This window comes from Ruegeria sp. P10 (genome assembly GCF_056534925.1).
Genome location: NZ_JBQERJ010000018.1, coordinates 17,651 through 35,459, shown reverse-complemented (window position 1 = coordinate 35,459; position 17,809 = coordinate 17,651). Strand labels below are relative to the sequence as shown.

Sequence of the window (17,809 nt, the reverse complement as noted above, 5' to 3'; positions counted from 1 at the left end):
CTCGATCTCGTCGCGCTGACGACCCAGTTCCGACGTGATCGAGCCAAAAAGCTCGGGATCACGATCAGAAAGGGACTGGGTGAAAAATCCGTCTGAACGGTGCGGGGCATTCACTGGTCATATCTCCTAATTGAGGAACGCAACGCAGCCACGGCTGCGTTGGACGCCATTGCGTGAAGTTTGAAGGTGGCCTCAGATCACGCGGTCCCGAGGTTCGCGGCCGTCGAAAAAGTCGCTCAGATTGTCGAGAACCCGGAACCCCATCGCTTCGCGCGCTTCGCGGGTCGCGCTGCCCAGATGCGGAAGCATGACGAGGTTGTCGCATTGCAACAGGTCCGGGCTGACCCGCGGTTCACCATCGAAAACGTCCAATGCAGCGCCGCCGATCATGTCGAACACCAAGGCCTGGATCAGTGCCCATTCATCGATCACTTCGCCCCGTGCGGTGTTGATCAGAAATGCGTCAGGCTTCATCAGGCCAAGTCTGCGCGAATTGATCAGATGGCGGTTGGCTGCGCCGCCCGGACAGTGCAGTGAAACGAAGTCACATTGCGGCAGCAGGTCATCAATGGTGTCCACCTGTCTTGCGTTGCATTCGGCGAGAACATCGGGCGATACGGCGCTACGGTTGCAAACCAGCACGTCCATGCCGAACCCGTGATGCGCACGGCGGGCCATCTCCTGTCCGATGCGGCCATATCCGATGATGCCCAGTGTCTTGCCGCTGACCTTGGTTCCGACCAGATGCGTGGGCCGCCATCCTGTCCACTGACCTGCACGCAGCTCGCGTTCGCCCTCACCCGCCCGACGCGCCACCATCAAAAGCAGCGTCATGGCGATATCGGCGGTGCACTCAGACAGAACGTCGGGCGTGTTGGTCACGGTCATACCCAACTCGCGTGCCGACGGCTCGCAGATATGGCTGTAGCCGACGCCGTAATTGGCAAGGATTTTTGTCTGCACACCCAGCACATCCAGTGCCTCGGCGCTCAGCGTGTCCGTTACAGTGGGCAGCACGGCGTCATAGGATTTCAACGCTTGCCGGATTTCAGCCGGGGACATGGGTTTGTCGCCGGTATTCAAAACGGTGTTGTAGTTCTCGGCCAGCTGCGCCTCGACGGCAGCAGGCCAGCGACGGGTAACCAGAACCGAAGGTTTGACCATCACGCAACCTCCATCACGCGGGCGATCGTCTCACCGATCACGGCAGGGTTTTCGGCCACGGTGACACCTGCGGCGGACAGGATCTCGACCTTTTCGCTGGCGCTTTCGCCGAAGGCCGAGATGATCGCCCCCGCGTGCCCCATGGTACGGCCTTTCGGAGCGGTCAGGCCGGCGACATAGGCGATCACCGGTTTGGAGATGTGGTCGCGGATATATTCGGCGGCTTCCGCTTCCTGCGGGCCTCCGATTTCGCCAATCATGGCGATGACATGCGTGTCTTCGTCATCTTCAAACCGTTGAAGGATGTCCTTGAATGACGATCCGTTGATCGGGTCGCCCCCGATTCCGACACTGGTCGAAACGCCGATCCCGCGCTCTTTCAACTGGGCCGCCGCCTCATATCCCAATGTCCCCGAACGGCCGATGATCCCCACATGTCCGGGAAGATAGATATGCCCCGGCATGATGCCCAACAAAGCTTTTCCGGGCGAGATGGTGCCGGCACAGTTCGGACCGGTCAGAACCATGCGTTTCTCTTTCGGATAGCGATACATGTACCGTTTCACCCGGATCATGTCCTGTGCCGGAATGCCGTCGGTGATGCAAACGCAATAGCGGATGCCCGCATCGGCGGCCTCCATGATGGAATCCGCCGCAAACGGGGGCGGTACGAAGACCAGGCTGGCATCGGCGCCGGTGGCTTCGACGGCCTGTTTGACGGTGTCAAAAACCGGAACGCCTTCGACGGTTTCGCCCCCCTTGCCGGGCACGACGCCACCCACCACGTTTGTGCCATAGTTCAACATGTCCTTGGTGTGGAACCGCGCCATGCGCCCGGTGATGCCCTGCACGATGACACGCGTGTCACGATCGAGAAGAATGCTCATTACACAACCCTCATTTTGGTGCCCTGAGTAAGGTCGTTTTTCCAAGCGCCCACAGCGCGTTCTGCCGCCTCCATCAGCGTCGTGGCGCGAATGATCGGCAGGCCCGATTTGGCAAGAATTTTCTGGCCTTCTTCGACATTAGTGCCGGCCAGCCGCACGACGACGGGAATATCGAGGTCAAGTTCCTTCAACGCCTGAACGACTCCTTCAGCCACCCAGTCGCAGCGGTTGATACCGGCGAAGATGTTGACCAGAATGGCCTGAACATTGTCATCCGACATGACCAGCCGGAACGCCTTGGCCACCCGTTCAGGCGACGCGCCACCGCCGATGTCGAGGAAATTTGCAGGCTCGCCGCCTGCCAGCTTGATCGTGTCCATGGTGGCCATCGCCAGACCGGCCCCGTTGACGATGCAACCGATATTGCCGTCAAGCCCGACATAAGACAGCCCGCGATCCGCAGCGCGGCTTTCGCGCGGGTCTTCCTGGCTTTTGTCGCGCAGTTCGGCGATCTGCGGGTGGCGGAACAGAGCGTTATCGTCAAAGCTCATCTTGGCATCCAGCGCCAGCACCCGGTCGTCACCGGTGATGACCAGCGGATTGATTTCGACCATCGTGGCGTCAAGATTGCTGAAGGCGGCATAACAGCCCTGCAGCGTCCGCACCATTTGCTGGATCAGTTTGGCTTCAACCCCAAGATTGAAGGCGATTTCACGGGCCTGAAACTCCTGAAGCCCGACAGCCGGTTCAACGATGGACCTGACAATGCTGTCGGGGCGGTCGGCCGAGATGTCTTCGATCTCCATCCCGCCTTCGGACGAGGCGACGATCATCACCCGCTGGCTGGAGCGATCCAGAACAAAGCCAAGGTAGATTTCCCGGTCAATCGGCACTGCGGCTTCGACGTAGACACGATAGATGCCTTTGCCTTCAGGACCCGTCTGATGCGTCACCAGTTTGCGACCGAACAGATCATCGCAAGCCTTGTAGATTTCGTTTTCGCTGTTGCAGAGCATGACCCCTCCGGCCTTGCCGCGCCCGCCTGCATGGACCTGCGCCTTGACAATCCATTTGTCGCCACCCAGTTCGCGCGCCCGATAGGCCGCCTGTTCTGGACTGTAGGCAAGCGCGCCGGCGGGCACGTCGACGCCGAATTTCGAAAGAACTTCTTTCGCCTGGTATTCGTGGATATCCATCTGATGCGCTCCTGTTTAAGCAGCTATTGAAGTGCCGTAACGGCTTTCCAGCAGAGCTTCGATCGCGTCTTGATCGACCTCTCCCCCCAGCTCACGAATGGCTTCGGCGAACAGGCGCACAATCCGGCTGACGGCCTCGCGATTCAATTGATTTAGGATGCCGATGCGCACCTGCACCGGTTCGCTCAAGGTGGGCCAGATGCCAAACCCGCGGGCGCGGCAGTTCTGCACCAGTTCCATCTCGCGGCCAGAAAGCGCGGAAGGCAGGTTGAGAACGATCAGGCTGGGCATGTCCGAGGTGACCTCGCACCCCATCTCGGTCACCGCGTCGCGAAGAACCTTTTCATGCGTCCGGTAAGACATCGACCGCTTGGCCAGACCTTCCTGCAAGGTCAAACGCAATGACTCGTGGAATGCCGCAACCGCATATCCGGAATGGGTCCGGTGATAGGTGCCCTTTTCCACGTCCTGCCCATCGACGATGCCCCAGTGGCGGGCCTCGAAGATCGGATTGTGCACATAGGTGTAAGCACCTGTGGATTTCAGTGCCTCGATATAGACATCGGTAAAGCTGACAGGGGCATAGGTCAGCGGCAAGCAGCACAGGCCTTTCTGCGGGCAAGATGCCCAGCCTGCCACACCCGGATAGTCATCGATCGCAAAGTCTTCGACACCCAGTGACGAGACCGCATCGATCAGCCCCATGGTGCCATGACGTTCACATGCGTCCGAGAAACCGCGCAGATCGTTCACCCTGCCCGATCCGGTTTCCCAATGCGCCATGAAGGCCCATTTCGGCTTGTGCTCGGCCAGAGTCGCTTCAATCAGTTCAGCAGTCACCGGCTGGCCATGTGGAACCTCGACTACCGTGACACTCGCCGCCTGTGGGTCAAGCGGGCTGGCTGCGTGCTCGGCGGGCGTTGCCGCCTTGATCCGCAGCGTCAACGCGTCGATCCCCGAGAATGTGCCGTTGGTGAATGCAACAACCTTGTCACCGGGCATGACGGCCGAGAACATGGCGTCCAGCGCGCTCCATCCGGTGCCCGCGACGGCGAAGGTGTAAGCGTTCCGGGTGCCCCAGATTTTCCGCAGCATGTGCTTGCATTCGATCATGCCCCTGAGGACATCGCCTTGCATGTGATCGGCGACCCCTGCGCCGGCGAAGGCTTTCAGGACACGCACATCCGTATTGCCCGGCCCCGGCCCTGCGGCAAGGGTCTCGGGAATTTCGAGCGGAGGGAAAATCTGAAAGGTCATGGTCTGACATCCTCGGCTGTTGGCCGGGTATTGCGGCCTGATGGTTCAAGATACCGGTCAGAAAACGCGAGCTTGCCGGATGGCGCAACGTAACTTACTACTGCTTTTGGATGGCTAATAGTGTGGGTAATTACCTACCCGTTTTGGCAAAAATACGACGGTATACCAAAATCTACCCCACCCTTTTGGGTAGTATCTTGTAAAATATGGGCAAAATCATATGGTTGAGACATCGGACAAACCCATCGACATCATGCTTGCGGACAGCAACCCGCTGGTTCTGTCGGCCATGTCGGAAATTTTCGAACGTGATCCCCGATTCTCTCTGGTCGCCACATCGGCGACGGCAGAAGGGTTTCTGGGAACGGTGATGCGGATACCCGTTCAGGTCGGTGTCGTGGACTGGACGCTTCCGGCCCTGGGCGCTGCCAAACTGATCGAGGTGCTGCGCGATCAGGCCGATGCACCGCGCTTTGTCATCTATGGCGATACCTCTGGGGATGTCCCGCGATTGGCGATGCAGGCGGGCGCCGCTGGATTTGCAGCCCGCTCGGGCGAGGTCGAAGGCCTTCTTGAGACCTGCGCCGAAGTGGCAGCAGGCAAGATGGTGTTTCCGTTCATCGACGTCCGGAAGATGAAACAGGATCCGATTCAAAGCCTGTCGCGCAAGGAACGCGCCATTTTGGAGGCCCTGGCACAGGGGATGTCGAACCGGGAACTGTCCAAGGAACTTCAGATATCCACCAACACGGTCAAGTTCCACCTGTCCAATATCTATGAGAAGCTGAACGTCAAAAACAGAACTCAAGCCATTGCGTTTTTCTATTCGTCCCACCGTGGGGCGGACTAAACGACAAGAACAGAGAGCCCAGATGACTGAAATCAAAATTAACGTTGTCGGTGCCGGGCGGGTTGGCAAAACGCTGATCAGCCTTCTGGATGGCACTGATGGCTGCCGGATCCAGGATATTCTGAGCACATCCTTTCGGTCGGCAAATGAAGCCGCCCAGTTGTCCAAAACCGGGCGCGTTGCCGCAAGCTATGCCGATCTGCGGCCAGCTGATCTGTGGATCCTCTCAGTACCCGACACGCAAATTTCTGCGGTGGCCCACGAATTGAAAGAGGCGTTCGAAAACCAAGAAAAAACCGGGAAGCCTTCAGTGGCTTTCCATTGCAGCGGCTATTTTCCTGCCGAGCACCTGGCGCCGTTGCGAAGCCTCTCATGGTCTCTGGCCAGCGTTCATCCCGTCCTGTCTTTCGCCGATCCACAGGCCGCTGCCGCGCAATTCAAAGAGGCGCTGTGCGGGTTCGAAGGCGATGAAGACGCCACAGCGTTCATTCAGCCGCTTCTGGAGGGATTGGGAGCCACCTGTTTTCCCATCCGGTCTGAAAGCAAAAGCCTGTATCATGCAGCCGCTGTGATATCGAACAACTTCGCCGTTGTCTTGCAGGCCATCGCCCGCGAAGCGTGGGCCGAGGCCGGCGTGCCGGACGAAACTGCCCGCAAGCTCAACGCTGGTTTGTTGAGCAGCACAGTCGAAAACGTCAACCTTCTTGGCCCGCAATCTGCCCTGACCGGTCCGGCGGCAAGAGGGGACGCAGAGGTCGTTGCCCAGCAGGGCGCGGATGTAGCGGCGTGGCACCGCGATGCAGGTGAAATTTACAAGCATATGAGCCTGCTGGCGCAGAAGCTGAAGGCAACCGGTTTCACGAAGTAATCACCAGATCCATTGCTGCAAGGCATTTTGGATCCTGCGTTCGAAACGCGTCGCGGAAAAGGCGGGCCCGGGCCTTTCTTTTGCGAATCCCTGAAACATGTTACGTTGGGTCAACTTTCGAGATTTGATTTTTCCCGGCACTCAGTTTCTTGCAGCGCTTTCCTACGAGGTGACTTCATGTCCGACTCCAGCAGTGAGCCCCCGCGCATTACGCTGTCCCTTCCGACCTCTCGACCCAATCCCACGATCTCGGCGGAACTCTCGGGATCGGCCGGTTTTACGGCTGACAGCCTTGACGATCTCAGGCGCGTCGAAGCCGAGAAGCTCAAGGCGCTGCGCCGTGGTGTCGGCATTGACCTGTCTGCTGAGGTGATCAACGATCTGGTCGATCAGCGCGTTCAGTCCACCGGTGCCGTCTTTCGTCAGCTTGAAACCATACGCAAGGATCTGGCCGACGGGTTTCTGGGCGCTGTCGTCCCAACCCTTGCCCCGAAACTGCGCGGTGAACTGATCAATCCCGACGGCACCCCTGCCGAGCGGGTAATCGTTGAAGCGCTGCGCCCAACCTTTACCGCCAGTGAAGGCATCGACAACGCGGATTTTTCATGGGCTGTAAAAGCCGCCGTAACGGATGCGCGGGGCCTGTTTTCGCTTGATCTGCCCAATCTGCGCCTGCCGCAAAATGGCCTCAGATTGCGGATTCGCGGGCAGAACACCACTCTGACCGAGGCAGTGCCGCGCATTGATGCATTGGATGGCGAATTGGGCCTCGTGGTGCTGGATCGCACCATCCTCCCTTTGCAGCGCTCGATCCTGGGTGAGCTTGCCGATATTCTGCCGGTGGATCCTGAGGATGCGGAAGAAAACATATCCGACTTCACCGGCACGCAGGCCCCAATCGTTCTGGGCGAAGGTGATTGCGCTTCGGAATACCGAACCGAAGGAGGCACGGTTTCGCGGCGGCGTTATTCGGTTCTTTACCGGTTGATCGACCCGCTTGTCGGGCCGAAAAACATCGTTCGCACCCGCCCTGTAGGCGGCAATCGCTTTGTCACGACAATTCCGGGCGGCACCTTTGCACAGGCCAATCTTTCTGCCGAAACACTGTTGAGCGCATTCAACAATGACGGCGGAGACTGGGATTTCCGCGATCGGATACCGATTGACGAACCCATTGATATCGAGGATTTTTTCGAAGATCTGGAACAGCGCCCGCAGGATGTGCCAAAAGCTTCCAGCCTGGCGCTTGGCTATATCGCCAAGATGCGTTCAACCGCCGTTCACGCCGGAATGTCATTGGGGCGTCTGGTCTATTCCCTGCCGCTTGCCCCGGGCGAAGAACAACGGATCGTCGTGTCGGAACAGCGCGAAACCCTGACCGTGCGCGAACGCGAAAGCCTGACCTTCGAGGAACAACAGGAATTCGAAGAGGCGCGCGACACCTCTTTCGACAGCACATTCGAAACCGCATTGGACGAAGTGATCCGTGGAACATCCTCTTTCTCGACCAAGGCGTCCACAAAAAGCTTCGGGGGCGCCGGCGGCATTGGTGGCGGTCTGTTTGGCGGTATTGGGGCCATAGTGGGCGGGGTCGGTTTCAGCGGCGCCCGTTCCAGCTCCAACTCGTCAGGCAATTCGTCCAACACGCAGAACACGTCACGCGATTTTCTGTCAGACACGCACGAGACATTCTCGGCCGCGCTGGAACGGGCCGCTTCGGTCAAGCGAAGTTCGGCCCGAACAAGCGTTCGTACAGCCACGGCAAGTGATCGGCGGACGGCGACGACAAAATTCGTGGCCAACCGCAACCACTGTCATGCAATGACGATGCAATGGTTCGAGGTTCTGCGCGACTTTTCCCTGGAAACGCGGATCGAAGGCGTTCAATTGGTGGTCTTCGTTCCCATGCAGCTCATCCGCTTTCGCCGTCTGGGGCAAGGCGATCAATTGCCGGGCAATGTCAGCCGGTCCGGATTGCTGAGCCGGTACAAGGTGATCCTGCGCCACGCAGACGTGTTCCGCCGCGTATTCCGAAACCGTCGCAGATTCCGCACCGCCCTCAAACTGTTGGAAGAGTTTTACGCGGACAAGGACGCAACACCGCAGAATGCTCCGGGTGTCGCGCAGGACATCGTCAGCTTCGAGGCGCAGGGCACTTTCATGCCCAATGATGACATATCCGCGGTGATCTTCACGCAGGATGGCGACCGCGTTGGGCCAGTGCCCCTGACCGGATCGCCGATCGACATCGACAACCTGCATGACTTGCCTGCCGAGACACGCGAAAACCTGCTGGTTCGGCTGGCTGACGCGCGCCGTGATCCAACCAACCGGCGGACTTATACCGGATCCGTGGCTTTGCCCCGCTCGGTCGAACGTTCCGACATCGCCCGCGTCGAGTTGCGCAGGCGGACGGGCTCTTTTGCCTATTCATTCTATACCGGCCCGGACCCGATCAACATCTTCAACATTTGGGAACATATCTCGAACCTGGAAGATGCGGATGATCTGGATCGCGCCACACGTAACATCAACCGGAGCCTTCACACGACGATTTCAGGCTCGGATTTCGACGATCTGGTCGGCGCGCCGATGATCAGCGAGTTCGAAGCGCGCATGAATGAGGACGCACAGACCATCGTCGACGACAACACATTCCAGGCTTTGCCTGCGACCCTACCCTATTCGGTACAGGAAGTGCCGGATGTGTTGTCACGCCGTGATCTGCGGCGGATCGAGGAAATGTATCAGCATATCGTTGCCGACACCGTTCGCTATTCCCGCGTGATCTGGGCCAGTATGACGGATGAGGAACGGGCCATCCTGCTGGAACGCTTCACCATCGGCGTGCCCGATGGCGGATTGGATGACGCCTCAAGCGAGATATCACTGCTCAGCACGGTCCAGAACAAGGTGTTGGGCTTCTATGGCAATGCAATGATCATGCCGTTCTCGATCCCGCCCGATCTGGCCGACAGAATGGAGATGCGGACCGGCGACATTCAGGACAGCCTGCTGGCCTTCCATCGCGAAGACTTCCGACCACCGCGCCGCACGATCTCGCTGCCGACCAGGGGCCTGTTGGGCGAGGCTGTTCTGGGCCGCTGCAATTCCTGCGAGATGATCGACCATCGCCGCTTCTGGAACTGGCAGGACAGCCCGACGCCACCCCCGGTCGGCGACACGCCGGTCCTGCCCGCGGACAGCGATGCGATCTTTGGCGCCCGTGCGCCATCAGACCTGCCGGCCAATCAACCTTCGAACACGCTCACCATCGCCGGTGGCGACATTGGTACAGGCCAGGCCATGCCCACTTCGCAACTGGCCGAGATCCTCAAAGCCGCGCCTGATCTTGCACGGGCGGGAACCGATCTGACGGGCCTGAAAGAGTTGCAGGCGCAACTGGCCCTTGAAACGCAATCGGTCGCCGCCGGTCGGGACAAAGCCATAGACACGGCGACGGATCTGACCAAAGAGCTTGTCGGCAAGGCCACTGAGCTTGCGGGCAAGGGGCAAGAGATCGCTGCGGCCCGCAAAGAGGAAGAAGCCAAAAAGCAAGCCGCCGAGAAGAAAAAGACAGCTGCCGACAATGCCGCAAAGCTCAAGGGGTTTGAGGATATCGCCAAGAACGCTTCGGGAGTTTCCGCTCTGATTGGCGGGCAACCGGATGGCAACCGGGCCGGTTTCGTTCAAAACCTGTTCAAGGATTTCCCCGGTGGTGCTGCGGCTCTGGCCAATCCTTCCAACACGTTGCTTCTGGCCAAGCTTTTCGGGGCCTTTACCAAAGCCAATACGGATGCGGATGACGGCAGCGCAACCAAGGCCGGCAGCCAATCCGTACTGGATTTCCTCAATGGCCTGAGCGCCCCAGCGGAGGACGACGATGACTGACACCAGCACAAATGCAACCCCCGAACCGGGCATCGATGAAAGCCTTGCCGAGGCCATCATCAATATTCTTGAAACCACCAATTCCCCGGCGATTCAGCGCGCCCGAGAGGTTATAGCCCACAGGCTGGCCATCGCTGGCGACATTGCACCATCCCGCATCCCTGCCCCGCGCAACATCACCGAGATCGGAGGCTATATCAATCTGCTCAGCGAGTATGGAGAGGCCGAACAGCGCGCGCGCATGATCGCGGCGGCGCTGGGCATAGCAGGGCCGCAGATTTCGCTGCCACAGCCCGGTGCCGTTCCACCGTTGTCCTTTGTCACACGTGACGGTGCCCGACCTGCGGGGCCACAACAACCCAGCTTCCCGTTGACCTATACGATCCGTAGCGACTTTGTTCCGGCATTTGACAATGCGGTGCAGGAAATCACGATCCGTGGTGGCGCGGTTCCGATTTTGACACCTGTCAGGATCCTGCCTGCTGCGGGGTCTGCACCCGCAACAGACGGCTCTGCGCAGCTGGCTCTGATCGGTCGTACACTCAGCCTGGCGCCAACAGCGGCTTTGCACGCCGTGGCGACAGACCCTTTGTCGCTCAGCCGTCCGACGGCTGGTGGCGGGTTCGAAGTTATGGTTCGGGTCATCGACGCCGCCGCACCGATCGCCGGAACCATCGCGGCGGCGAACTGGACAAGTTGGGAATGCGATGCCGCTGCCTGTACCGAAGTCGACAGCAATGATGCGCGCTTTGCGCTCACACCACTGCTGAACGCCGCCGGGTGGCACCAGCCCGCTGATCCCGGCAATCCGAACAGTCTGTCAAATCCCGGAACCTGGGCGGAATGGCGCAACATCACCGGGCTTGTGCCGGGCGTCACGCGGTTTGCGGATGAGCTGCAACTGCTATATTCCGCAGAAATGCTCATTACTTCACCGGTCTTCAATCAACTGGACAATGTCTGGACTGGAAGCGAGTTCGCCGCGCCATAGCACGGCTGCCTGAAACGCAGGAAAGTGATTTGGCAATGCGCCCATCATGGGGTTCAATGCCTTCAGGAGGTCAGCCATGCAGAACCCCGAACGTTTCGAGAAATTCTATTTCGCCAAAGTCGGCATGGGCGAAGCCTGTGGCTGCGCCGAGCGGATAATCGACGTGTTCGAATTCAACCGCAAAGGCGGTGCGCAATCCAGGCAACCTGTGAAACAGGACAGGCGCAGACGTGGATCCTTTGGGGCATGGGCGGTCAAATATGGGCTGATGAGCCGCAGGCGCACATAGCCAAGGCCTGACGACGCACAAGGTTCGCTTTCCGTTTCATGGCGTGGCTCAGGCGGTATGATTGCATATCTAAAACCACCATGTCCGGTTGCTACGAGAACAGGTCAGACCGGCACCAGCTTCCCGTCGCGAAGATCCAGTTCATCGGGCGCCAGTTCCAAGCGGAACGCCGGCGAATGACTGACAAGCAAAATCGCCTGTGGCAACGCGCGCAGGATTTCCAGCAGGCGCGCTTCGTTTTTTGTATCCAACGCATTCGTCGGTTCGTCCAGCAACAGCACTTCGGGTTCCATCGCCAGAACCGTCGCCAGGGTCACCAGCCGTTTTTCACCGCCTGACAATTTGTGGGTAATGCGGTTCTTCAGATGCATCAGGTCCAGATCGCCCAGAACTTTGTCGACGATGGCAAATGCCTCGTCACGGGTCTTGCCCAGATTGAGCGGGCCAAAAGCGACGTCTTCGGCGACGGTCGGGCAGAACAGCTGATCGTCCGCATCCTGAAATACAAGCCCCACCCGGCGGCGGACCTCATGGAAATCAGCCTCTTCCACGCGTTGCTGACCAAAAACGGTGACGGTGCCCGAACACGGGCGCTGCAACCCAAGCAAAATCCGCAGGAGCGTCGATTTTCCCGCTCCGTTCGGACCTGTCAGGGACAGGCGCTGCCCCGCGCTCAGGCTCAGGCTTGCCCCGTCCAGAACGGGTGGCTGGCCGGGGTAGGAAAAACAGATGTCTTCAAGCGCGATCAGTGTCATGCGAGTTCCAGAATGATCAGACCCAGGCAGAGACCGCTGAAACCAGTCGCAAACACAATGTCCGCGCGGGTCAGGGCAAATTCCTGAAGCAACGGCATACGCCCGGAAAACCCGCGGCACTTCATCGCGGCCAGGATGCGTTCCGATCTTTCGATCGCGCGCACAAGCATCATACCCACAAGGTAGCCAAAGCTGCGATATGTGTGCCAGTTTGTTGCTGGCCGAAAACCACGTACCTTCATGGCGGCCCGCAGCCGCAGGTATTCTTCGCGCAAGACCTCGATATAACGGATCGTGAACATCAGCAGGTAAACCAGCTTTTCCGGGCACCGCAGACGATGCAGGGCGTGGCCCAGTGTGACCGGCTCCATCGTCCCGACCAAAACCATCAGGGACAGGATCACGGCATTGGCGGTCAAGGCAATCTCGACCGCTTTCCAAAAACCCTGCCAGCTTGCAGGGAATCCCCAAAGCGTGAACATCGGATCCCCGGGCATGGAAAAGGGCAACAGGACCAGCATGAACAGGATGAACCCATCCATCATGGCCATTCGCTTCAACGTCTTTCGCCGCGGCAGACGTGAAACTATCAGAAGCGAAAGCGACACTGTCAGCGCCGCGCAAAGCGCGCCGAGGGATGACACCGCCACGGTCACGACTGCAAAAACAACTGCCATGACGATCCGCATCCGGGGATCCAGCAGGCTGATCAGACCTTCTGGCCCGTCACCGGCTTCGGACAGTGTTTTTTCCTTGTGCCCCAGAACGTGTGCCATCAGGACGCCAGCTTGCGGCGGGCCGCCATGTAAAAACCCAGACCAAACAGACCAACGATGTACCCAATCCCGCCAAGGATGGTTTGCAGGTCGTTCTGTTCGCGATAGGCCGCAATCTCGCGCCTGAGCGGGCGCAATTCGTCACGTATGGCCTTGGCGATAACCTGCTGTTCTTCGGCGCTGAGAGACGCCGCCGAACCGCTGGCCTGCGTCACAGCAGCCGAAGATGAGTCACCGTTTTCTGCCACAGCAACGCCCATGATCCGCGCGACATCTTCGGCAGGCATCGTGACTTCGGCCACATGCCCGGCGCCAAGGTCGGCAAAGAAAGTGTGCGCCACGGCCGAGGTCGGCGTGTAGACAAAGAAACCGTCCGCATCCGTGACCGATCGACCCAGCTCGGCCCCATCCGGGCCGGTAACAATGACCTCGGTGCCGCTTGCCATGTCGCCGTTGGAAAAGCCGATTTCGCCCTCGATGACGTCTTCCGACTCGAAAACGCCGGCTATGACCTTGTGCGCCAGGGCAGGCACAGGTGCGCAGCTCACGGCCAATATGACAACCAGATGCTTCATGTGGCTGCTTCCCTTATAAACAGCTCGGGCTTGACCTTGCGTGCCAACAACACGGCGAACCCGGTCAAAATCGCCTCAATGGCCATGACAGGAATATGGGCGAAGAAAACAAGCCTGGCGGCAGGCAGAAATTCATCCCCCGACAGCGCCAGGGAAAACGCGACCATGCCGGTTGTCGCCGCAATGGCAAATGCGCCGCCGACGCCCCCCCAAATCGCACCTTGCAAAGGCGTTCCACGCGCGATCAGACGACCGAACAACATTCCGGCCACCACAGCTGGAAATGCGATGTTGACGGTGTTGATCCCCAACACCGTCAACCCGCCAAAGCCGAAAAAGACCGCCTGTAGCAAAAGCCCGACGAACAAAGCCGGGAATGCGGCCCAACCAAGCAGCAGCCCGGCCATGCCGTTGAGGATCAGATGGACCGACGACGGACCAATGGGTACGTGGATCAACGAAGCCACGAAGAAACTGGCTGACAGAACGCCCGCAGTGGGGATGCGATCAAGATCCAGAGACCTGAGACCCATGGCGATCCCGCCCGCGGCGGCTATGGCGCCGCCAATTACAACCGGGTTGGAAAGGGCTCCGTCGACGATGTGCATCTTGGGTTACTCCAGATCCCAGGAGCGAATCCAGATGACCGCATCCTGGCTGAGTTCTTTGCCCTCATGTTCGGTTGCCGGACCGGAACCAAGTGCTGCGAAACCCCAGTAACCGGCATTTGGAACGCCGAACGAGAAATACCCGTTGTCGTCAGATATGGCGACCACCGCACCACCCGGCATCGGAGAGACTTTCGGTGCAGAAGCGGCCGAACTTTCCATGTCGGGCTCGGCGGCCATGTACTCGATCTCGATTTCGACCCCCGCAACCGGCTGACCATCAGCCAGCACACGGCCCGTGAAAGTCGAACCCGCGATGATGTTGGTCGGCTTGTTCAGCGGGATAATCTCGGTCGGCAAACCTACGGGATTCATCCAGTCGGTCGGCAATTCGTTGCGGTTCAGGAAGGCTTTGGTGAGCTGTTGGATATAGATGTCTTCGGATTCCTCGTAATAAGGCTGAGGAACCGTCACCAGCACATAGTCGCCCGACCGTTTGACCGGGACACTGCCTTTGAACGCCACGCCCTCGTTTTCCCCGCCGGTGAACCGGATAGCTTCCAACGTGTCCAGCAAATCGGTCTTTTCACCGTTGTGGATCACATAGAATTCCTGCGGCTTTTCAAGATCCATGACGTGGCCGTTCTCGAACGGATGCCAGAAAATCAGCTTGACCGGCACATCGCCCGGTTTCTGGATCATGGTATCGGTAGTGTATTCCAAAAGAAAATGCGCATCTGCGATGGCGGGAAGAGCCACCGCGGCAACGGCTGCGCTGAGCAGCGTTTTCATGAACAGTCGTCCTTGTCCCGTCGCGCCAATCCCGGCGCGAAATTCGTTTTGACTACGGGACATTCAACGCCAAATCACCCTTTCAGGCATCCTGGTACGACGCACATCCCGTCGCCGATTAGGAGTGCCCCTTATGAGGACACATGTCCGGCAGGTATCCTGACTTGCGGGTCAAAGCGTTGGACTGGCCTTCCCGGGGCAAACCCCAGTGGCGTTTCAGCCCTGCTCGCCGCTTACAGTTGCGGGTGCAGTTGCGGAGTTGGGCCTGAGCCCGCACCGCATTCCCTATTGATTCCAGAGCAAGCCCCGGAACCGGACATGCCGAGCGGCTTGCCAGACAACTCAGCCTTCCGTCAACGAAAATGTGTTACGGCCATCGAAAATTATGAGCTCGGCAGTTTGCGAGAGTGAACCGGTTTGTGAAATATCCAAGGCAACAGGGTGATTTCACATCTAAGCTTCTGAAAGATACCTTTCCGACAATGGCAGGCTTGCCGCGCCCAGTGAGCGTGCATCCGGGCCCACGGTCCCTGCCAGCACCACGGGGTGCTCGAGACCGGTCAGGTTCAGCTCGGACAGTTTGTCTTCGACCATTTCAACCAAACGCGCCTTGATGTCCTGCGGCATCCAGCCGTCAATCTTCACGCATTCGAAATCTATCAGGCTACAGGATGAGACAATCGCATAAGCAATCCCGCTTGCCGTCCGTTTCAACCAGTTTTCCAGTTGAATTTTTGGCACATCCCAACGCTGGGTCGTTTCCCAAATGGAATGCGACGTTACCCCTGCTGTGGTGATTGCACGCTCGAGAACATACAGGCTGGCCACGTCGATAAGCGGTCTGACACCACCCGCACCATCCGGTACAGGCAGGGGGCCGATTGCGCCCGAGTTTCCACGCCCGGAAAAGATCGCACCATTGAGAACCACACCGCCGCCAATAAAAAACCCGATATAGAAGTACAGGAAATCCCTTGGTCCATCGGCCGGACCGAATACCAATTCCGCCCCACAAGCCGCAGTGGCGTCATTTTGCAGAAAAACCGGCATATCGAGGCGACGAGCCAGGTCAGCCTTCAGGTCTGATACGCGCCACGGGTCCATTTCTTCCTGAGGAACCTGAAGGGTCTGGGCCCAGTCCCACAGGTAGAACGGCATGGCAATTCCAAGACCCGCAATCCTGCCTTTGGCCTCGGGCGACATGGATGACATCATTTTCCCCAGACTCTGTATAGAAAACTCCAAAGTGGCTTTTGGCGTTGGATAGTCATAGGTTCGCCGCTCGCGTTGCCGCACATTTCCGACAAAGTCAGTCAATACCAGCTCGGTACTGCGGCGCCCGACCTTGAGCCCAAAGAAAAACGCACCATCCGGGTTGAGGCGCATGGGAACGGAAGGTTGCCCGACTTTCCCGCGGACCGGCTCACCGCGCAAAAGCAAACCGTCCTTCTCAAGCAGCCGCATGATGACGGAAACGGTTTGCGCCGACAGTCCGGTCATGCGCGCAATCTCGGACTTAGCAAGAGCCTGATGACGCCGGACAAGCGACAACACCAGCCGTTCGTTCCGGGCCCGCATCCCGCTTTGATTGGTTCCGCGCACCTCTGACCCGTGCAGGCCAATCGAATTTTTCCGAGATGAATTTTCCGGCACGACCACCCCTTTCCTGCTGAAGAATGAGAAAGCCCGCCCGCCCTGTCAATAATAAATAAGAGTGATTTATTTATTGACTCAAATTTCGAATCTTGTGATTGTTTCTTATGAGATCAGGGTTTTTGCCTGATCGCCCTCGTGCCCTTTACGGCACAGGAAAAACTGGGAGGATAATCGATGAAACTTGCAAGACTTGCGGGTGCTGCTGCGCTCGGGGTTACTGCCATGGCTGGCAGTGCAATGGCGGAAGGCGAAACCGTTTGTCTGATCACCAAGACAGACACCAACCCGTTCTTTGTCAAAATGAAGGAAGGTGCGACAGCGAAGGCGGAAGAGCTGGGAATGACGCTCAAAGCCTTTGCAGGCAAAGTTGACGGTGACCATGAAACGCAGGTGCAAGCCATTGAGACCTGCATTCTGGACGGCGCCAAGGGCATTCTGCTGACGGCCTCGGACACATCATCCATCGTTCCGGCCGTGAAGCAGGCGCGGGATGCAGGTGTTCTGGTTATCGCTCTGGATACGCCGCTGGAACCCATTGACTCGGCTGACGCAACGTTTGCCACGGACAATTTCCTTGCCGGGCTGCTGATTGGACAATGGGCCAAAGCAACGCTGGGCGACGCGGCCAACGACGCCAAGATCGCGACACTGGATCTTGCCGTCAGTCAGCCGACAGTGGATGTGCTGCGCAATCAGGGTTTCCTGCAAGGCTTTGGTGTCGATCTGGCGGACCCGAACGTAATCGGTGATGAAGATGACCCACGACTGGTCGGAAGTGATGTCACTGCCGGCAACGAAGAAGGTGGTCGCCGCGCGATGGAAAACCTTCTGGCCAAGGATCCCACGATCAACGTTGTTCACACCATCAACGAACCTGCCGCGGCAGGTGCCTACGAGGCGCTGAAAGCCATCGGGCGCGAAAATGACGTGCTCATCGTTTCCGTGGACGGAGGCTGCCCGGGTGTCCAAAACGTTGCCGATGGTGTTATCGGCGCGACGTCGCAGCAATACCCGCTGTTGATGGCATCGCTGGGTGTTGAGGCCGTCAAGAAATGGGCGGACGAAGGCGTGAAGCCTGAAAACACGCCTGGCAAGGATTTCTTTGACACCGGCGTAGCGCTTGTAACGGACAAGCCTGCCGAAGGCGTCGAGTCGATCTCGGTCAAAGAAGGCATGGACCTCTGCTGGGGTTAACCTGACCACCCGGGGGGCCGCAGAGGGTGGCCTTCCGCTTTTCCAACCACCCATTCGCCC

At 58.7% G+C, this 17,809-nt stretch carries 15 protein-coding genes, 1 pseudogene and 1 riboswitch; of the genes and pseudogenes, 6 read left to right on the top strand and 10 right to left on the bottom strand.

The features are described 5' to 3' along the window. Window positions 1–192: 192 nt before the first annotated feature. The 4 genes from ACR0FB_RS20375 to ACR0FB_RS20360 are packed head-to-tail and all read right to left on the bottom strand — an operon-like array spanning window position 193 to window position 4,504. Window positions 193–1,164 (bottom strand): 2-hydroxyacid dehydrogenase, encoded by a 972-nt coding sequence (locus ACR0FB_RS20375; protein ID WP_480621730.1) that lies wholly within the window; start codon window positions 1,162–1,164, stop codon window positions 193–195. Continuing rightward, a complete protein-coding gene (sucD, locus tag ACR0FB_RS20370) occupies window positions 1,164–2,051 on the bottom strand; it encodes a succinate--CoA ligase subunit alpha (RefSeq protein ID WP_480621731.1) in 888 nt (295 codons plus the stop codon). Before sucD ends, ACR0FB_RS20375 begins: the two co-directional genes overlap by 1 nt. Next, a complete protein-coding gene (locus ACR0FB_RS20365; protein WP_480621732.1) occupies window positions 2,051–3,247 on the bottom strand; it encodes a malate--CoA ligase subunit beta in 1,197 nt (398 codons plus the stop codon). The genes sucD and ACR0FB_RS20365 overlap by 1 nt, the downstream gene beginning before the upstream one ends. 15 nt (window positions 3,248–3,262) lie before the next feature. After that, a complete protein-coding gene (locus ACR0FB_RS20360) occupies window positions 3,263–4,504 on the bottom strand; it encodes a pyridoxal-phosphate-dependent aminotransferase family protein (RefSeq protein WP_480621733.1) in 1,242 nt (413 codons plus the stop codon). A 220-nt stretch (window positions 4,505–4,724) separates the two neighbouring features. Between ACR0FB_RS20360 and ACR0FB_RS20355 the strand changes: the two genes are divergently transcribed. From ACR0FB_RS20355 to ACR0FB_RS20335, 5 genes are all read left to right on the top strand, one after another. Further along, window positions 4,725–5,354 carry a response regulator transcription factor gene (locus ACR0FB_RS20355; RefSeq protein ID WP_245218233.1) on the top strand — a complete coding sequence of 210 codons (630 nt, stop codon included), beginning with the start codon at window positions 4,725–4,727 and terminating at the stop codon, window positions 5,352–5,354. Window positions 5,355–5,376: 22 nt separating this feature from the next. Next, the gene (locus ACR0FB_RS20350; protein ID WP_480621734.1) at window positions 5,377–6,222 is read left to right on the top strand and encodes a Rossmann-like and DUF2520 domain-containing protein; all 846 of its coding nucleotides are present in this window, start codon (window positions 5,377–5,379) and stop codon (window positions 6,220–6,222) included. Between the two features lie 177 nt (window positions 6,223–6,399). Continuing rightward, window positions 6,400–10,113 carry a hypothetical protein gene (locus tag ACR0FB_RS20345; RefSeq protein WP_480621735.1) on the top strand — a complete coding sequence of 1,238 codons (3,714 nt, stop codon included), beginning with the start codon at window positions 6,400–6,402 and terminating at the stop codon, window positions 10,111–10,113. Further along, window positions 10,106–11,104 carry a hypothetical protein gene (locus ACR0FB_RS20340; protein WP_209835550.1) on the top strand — a complete coding sequence of 333 codons (999 nt, stop codon included), beginning with the start codon at window positions 10,106–10,108 and terminating at the stop codon, window positions 11,102–11,104. The genes ACR0FB_RS20345 and ACR0FB_RS20340 overlap by 8 nt, the downstream gene beginning before the upstream one ends. Window positions 11,105–11,180: 76 nt before the next feature. Beyond that, window positions 11,181–11,393 carry a hypothetical protein gene (locus ACR0FB_RS20335; protein WP_209835549.1) on the top strand — a complete coding sequence of 71 codons (213 nt, stop codon included), beginning with the start codon at window positions 11,181–11,183 and terminating at the stop codon, window positions 11,391–11,393. A 104-nt stretch (window positions 11,394–11,497) separates the two neighbouring features. Here ACR0FB_RS20335 and ACR0FB_RS20330 read toward each other — a convergent pair. The 6 genes and pseudogenes from ACR0FB_RS20330 to ACR0FB_RS20305 form a co-directional block, all read right to left on the bottom strand. Beyond that, a pseudogene (locus ACR0FB_RS20330) lies at window positions 11,498–12,079 on the bottom strand (energy-coupling factor ABC transporter ATP-binding protein); the annotation flags it as partial. A 65-nt stretch (window positions 12,080–12,144) separates the two neighbouring features. Then, entirely contained in the window at window positions 12,145–12,924 is a 780-nt protein-coding gene (cbiQ, locus tag ACR0FB_RS20325) for a cobalt ECF transporter T component CbiQ (protein WP_480621736.1), read from the bottom strand. Then, window positions 12,924–13,499, bottom strand: coding sequence for a cobalt ABC transporter permease (locus tag ACR0FB_RS20320; RefSeq protein WP_480621737.1), 576 nt, complete (start codon window positions 13,497–13,499; stop codon window positions 12,924–12,926). The genes cbiQ and ACR0FB_RS20320 overlap by 1 nt, the downstream gene beginning before the upstream one ends. Continuing rightward, window positions 13,496–14,107 (bottom strand): cobalt transporter CbiM, encoded by a 612-nt coding sequence (cbiM, locus tag ACR0FB_RS20315; RefSeq protein WP_209835545.1) that lies wholly within the window; start codon window positions 14,105–14,107, stop codon window positions 13,496–13,498. Before cbiM ends, ACR0FB_RS20320 begins: the two co-directional genes overlap by 4 nt. Before the next feature lie 6 nt (window positions 14,108–14,113). Beyond that, the gene (locus tag ACR0FB_RS20310) at window positions 14,114–14,899 is read right to left on the bottom strand and encodes a DUF4198 domain-containing protein (RefSeq protein ID WP_480621738.1); all 786 of its coding nucleotides are present in this window, start codon (window positions 14,897–14,899) and stop codon (window positions 14,114–14,116) included. Between the two features lie 132 nt (window positions 14,900–15,031). After that, a riboswitch (cobalamin riboswitch) is annotated at window positions 15,032–15,231 on the bottom strand. Window positions 15,232–15,352: 121 nt separating this feature from the next. Beyond that, window positions 15,353–16,477, bottom strand: coding sequence for an ROK family transcriptional regulator (locus ACR0FB_RS20305; RefSeq protein WP_171638562.1), 1,125 nt, complete (start codon window positions 16,475–16,477; stop codon window positions 15,353–15,355). Window positions 16,478–16,729: 252 nt separating this feature from the next. Here ACR0FB_RS20305 and ACR0FB_RS20300 point away from each other — a divergent pair, with 252 nt between their 5' ends. Next, complete coding sequence (locus ACR0FB_RS20300) at window positions 16,730–17,749, top strand: sugar ABC transporter substrate-binding protein (protein WP_171230734.1); 1,020 nt, start codon at window positions 16,730–16,732, stop codon at window positions 17,747–17,749. Window positions 17,750–17,809 lie beyond the last annotated feature (60 nt).

Coding starts and splice junctions, on each gene's coding strand:
- ACR0FB_RS20375 (WP_480621730.1), bottom strand. CDS start 1,164: ATGGTCAAACCTTCGGTTCTGGTTACCCGTCGCTGGCCTGCTGCCGTC.
- sucD (WP_480621731.1), bottom strand. CDS start 2,051: ATGAGCATTCTTCTCGATCGTGACACGCGTGTCATCGTGCAGGGCATC.
- ACR0FB_RS20365 (WP_480621732.1), bottom strand. CDS start 3,247: ATGGATATCCACGAATACCAGGCGAAAGAAGTTCTTTCGAAATTCGGC.
- ACR0FB_RS20360 (WP_480621733.1), bottom strand. CDS start 4,504: ATGACCTTTCAGATTTTCCCTCCGCTCGAAATTCCCGAGACCCTTGCC.
- ACR0FB_RS20355 (WP_245218233.1), top strand. CDS start 4,725: ATGGTTGAGACATCGGACAAACCCATCGACATCATGCTTGCGGACAGC.
- ACR0FB_RS20350 (WP_480621734.1), top strand. CDS start 5,377: ATGACTGAAATCAAAATTAACGTTGTCGGTGCCGGGCGGGTTGGCAAA.
- ACR0FB_RS20345 (WP_480621735.1), top strand. CDS start 6,400: ATGTCCGACTCCAGCAGTGAGCCCCCGCGCATTACGCTGTCCCTTCCG.
- ACR0FB_RS20340 (WP_209835550.1), top strand. CDS start 10,106: ATGACTGACACCAGCACAAATGCAACCCCCGAACCGGGCATCGATGAA.
- ACR0FB_RS20335 (WP_209835549.1), top strand. CDS start 11,181: ATGCAGAACCCCGAACGTTTCGAGAAATTCTATTTCGCCAAAGTCGGC.
- cbiQ (WP_480621736.1), bottom strand. CDS start 12,924: ATGGCACACGTTCTGGGGCACAAGGAAAAAACACTGTCCGAAGCCGGT.
- ACR0FB_RS20320 (WP_480621737.1), bottom strand. CDS start 13,499: ATGAAGCATCTGGTTGTCATATTGGCCGTGAGCTGCGCACCTGTGCCT.
- cbiM (WP_209835545.1), bottom strand. CDS start 14,107: ATGCACATCGTCGACGGAGCCCTTTCCAACCCGGTTGTAATTGGCGGC.
- ACR0FB_RS20310 (WP_480621738.1), bottom strand. CDS start 14,899: ATGAAAACGCTGCTCAGCGCAGCCGTTGCCGCGGTGGCTCTTCCCGCC.
- ACR0FB_RS20305 (WP_171638562.1), bottom strand. CDS start 16,477: ATGCGGGCCCGGAACGAACGGCTGGTGTTGTCGCTTGTCCGGCGTCAT.
- ACR0FB_RS20300 (WP_171230734.1), top strand. CDS start 16,730: ATGAAACTTGCAAGACTTGCGGGTGCTGCTGCGCTCGGGGTTACTGCC.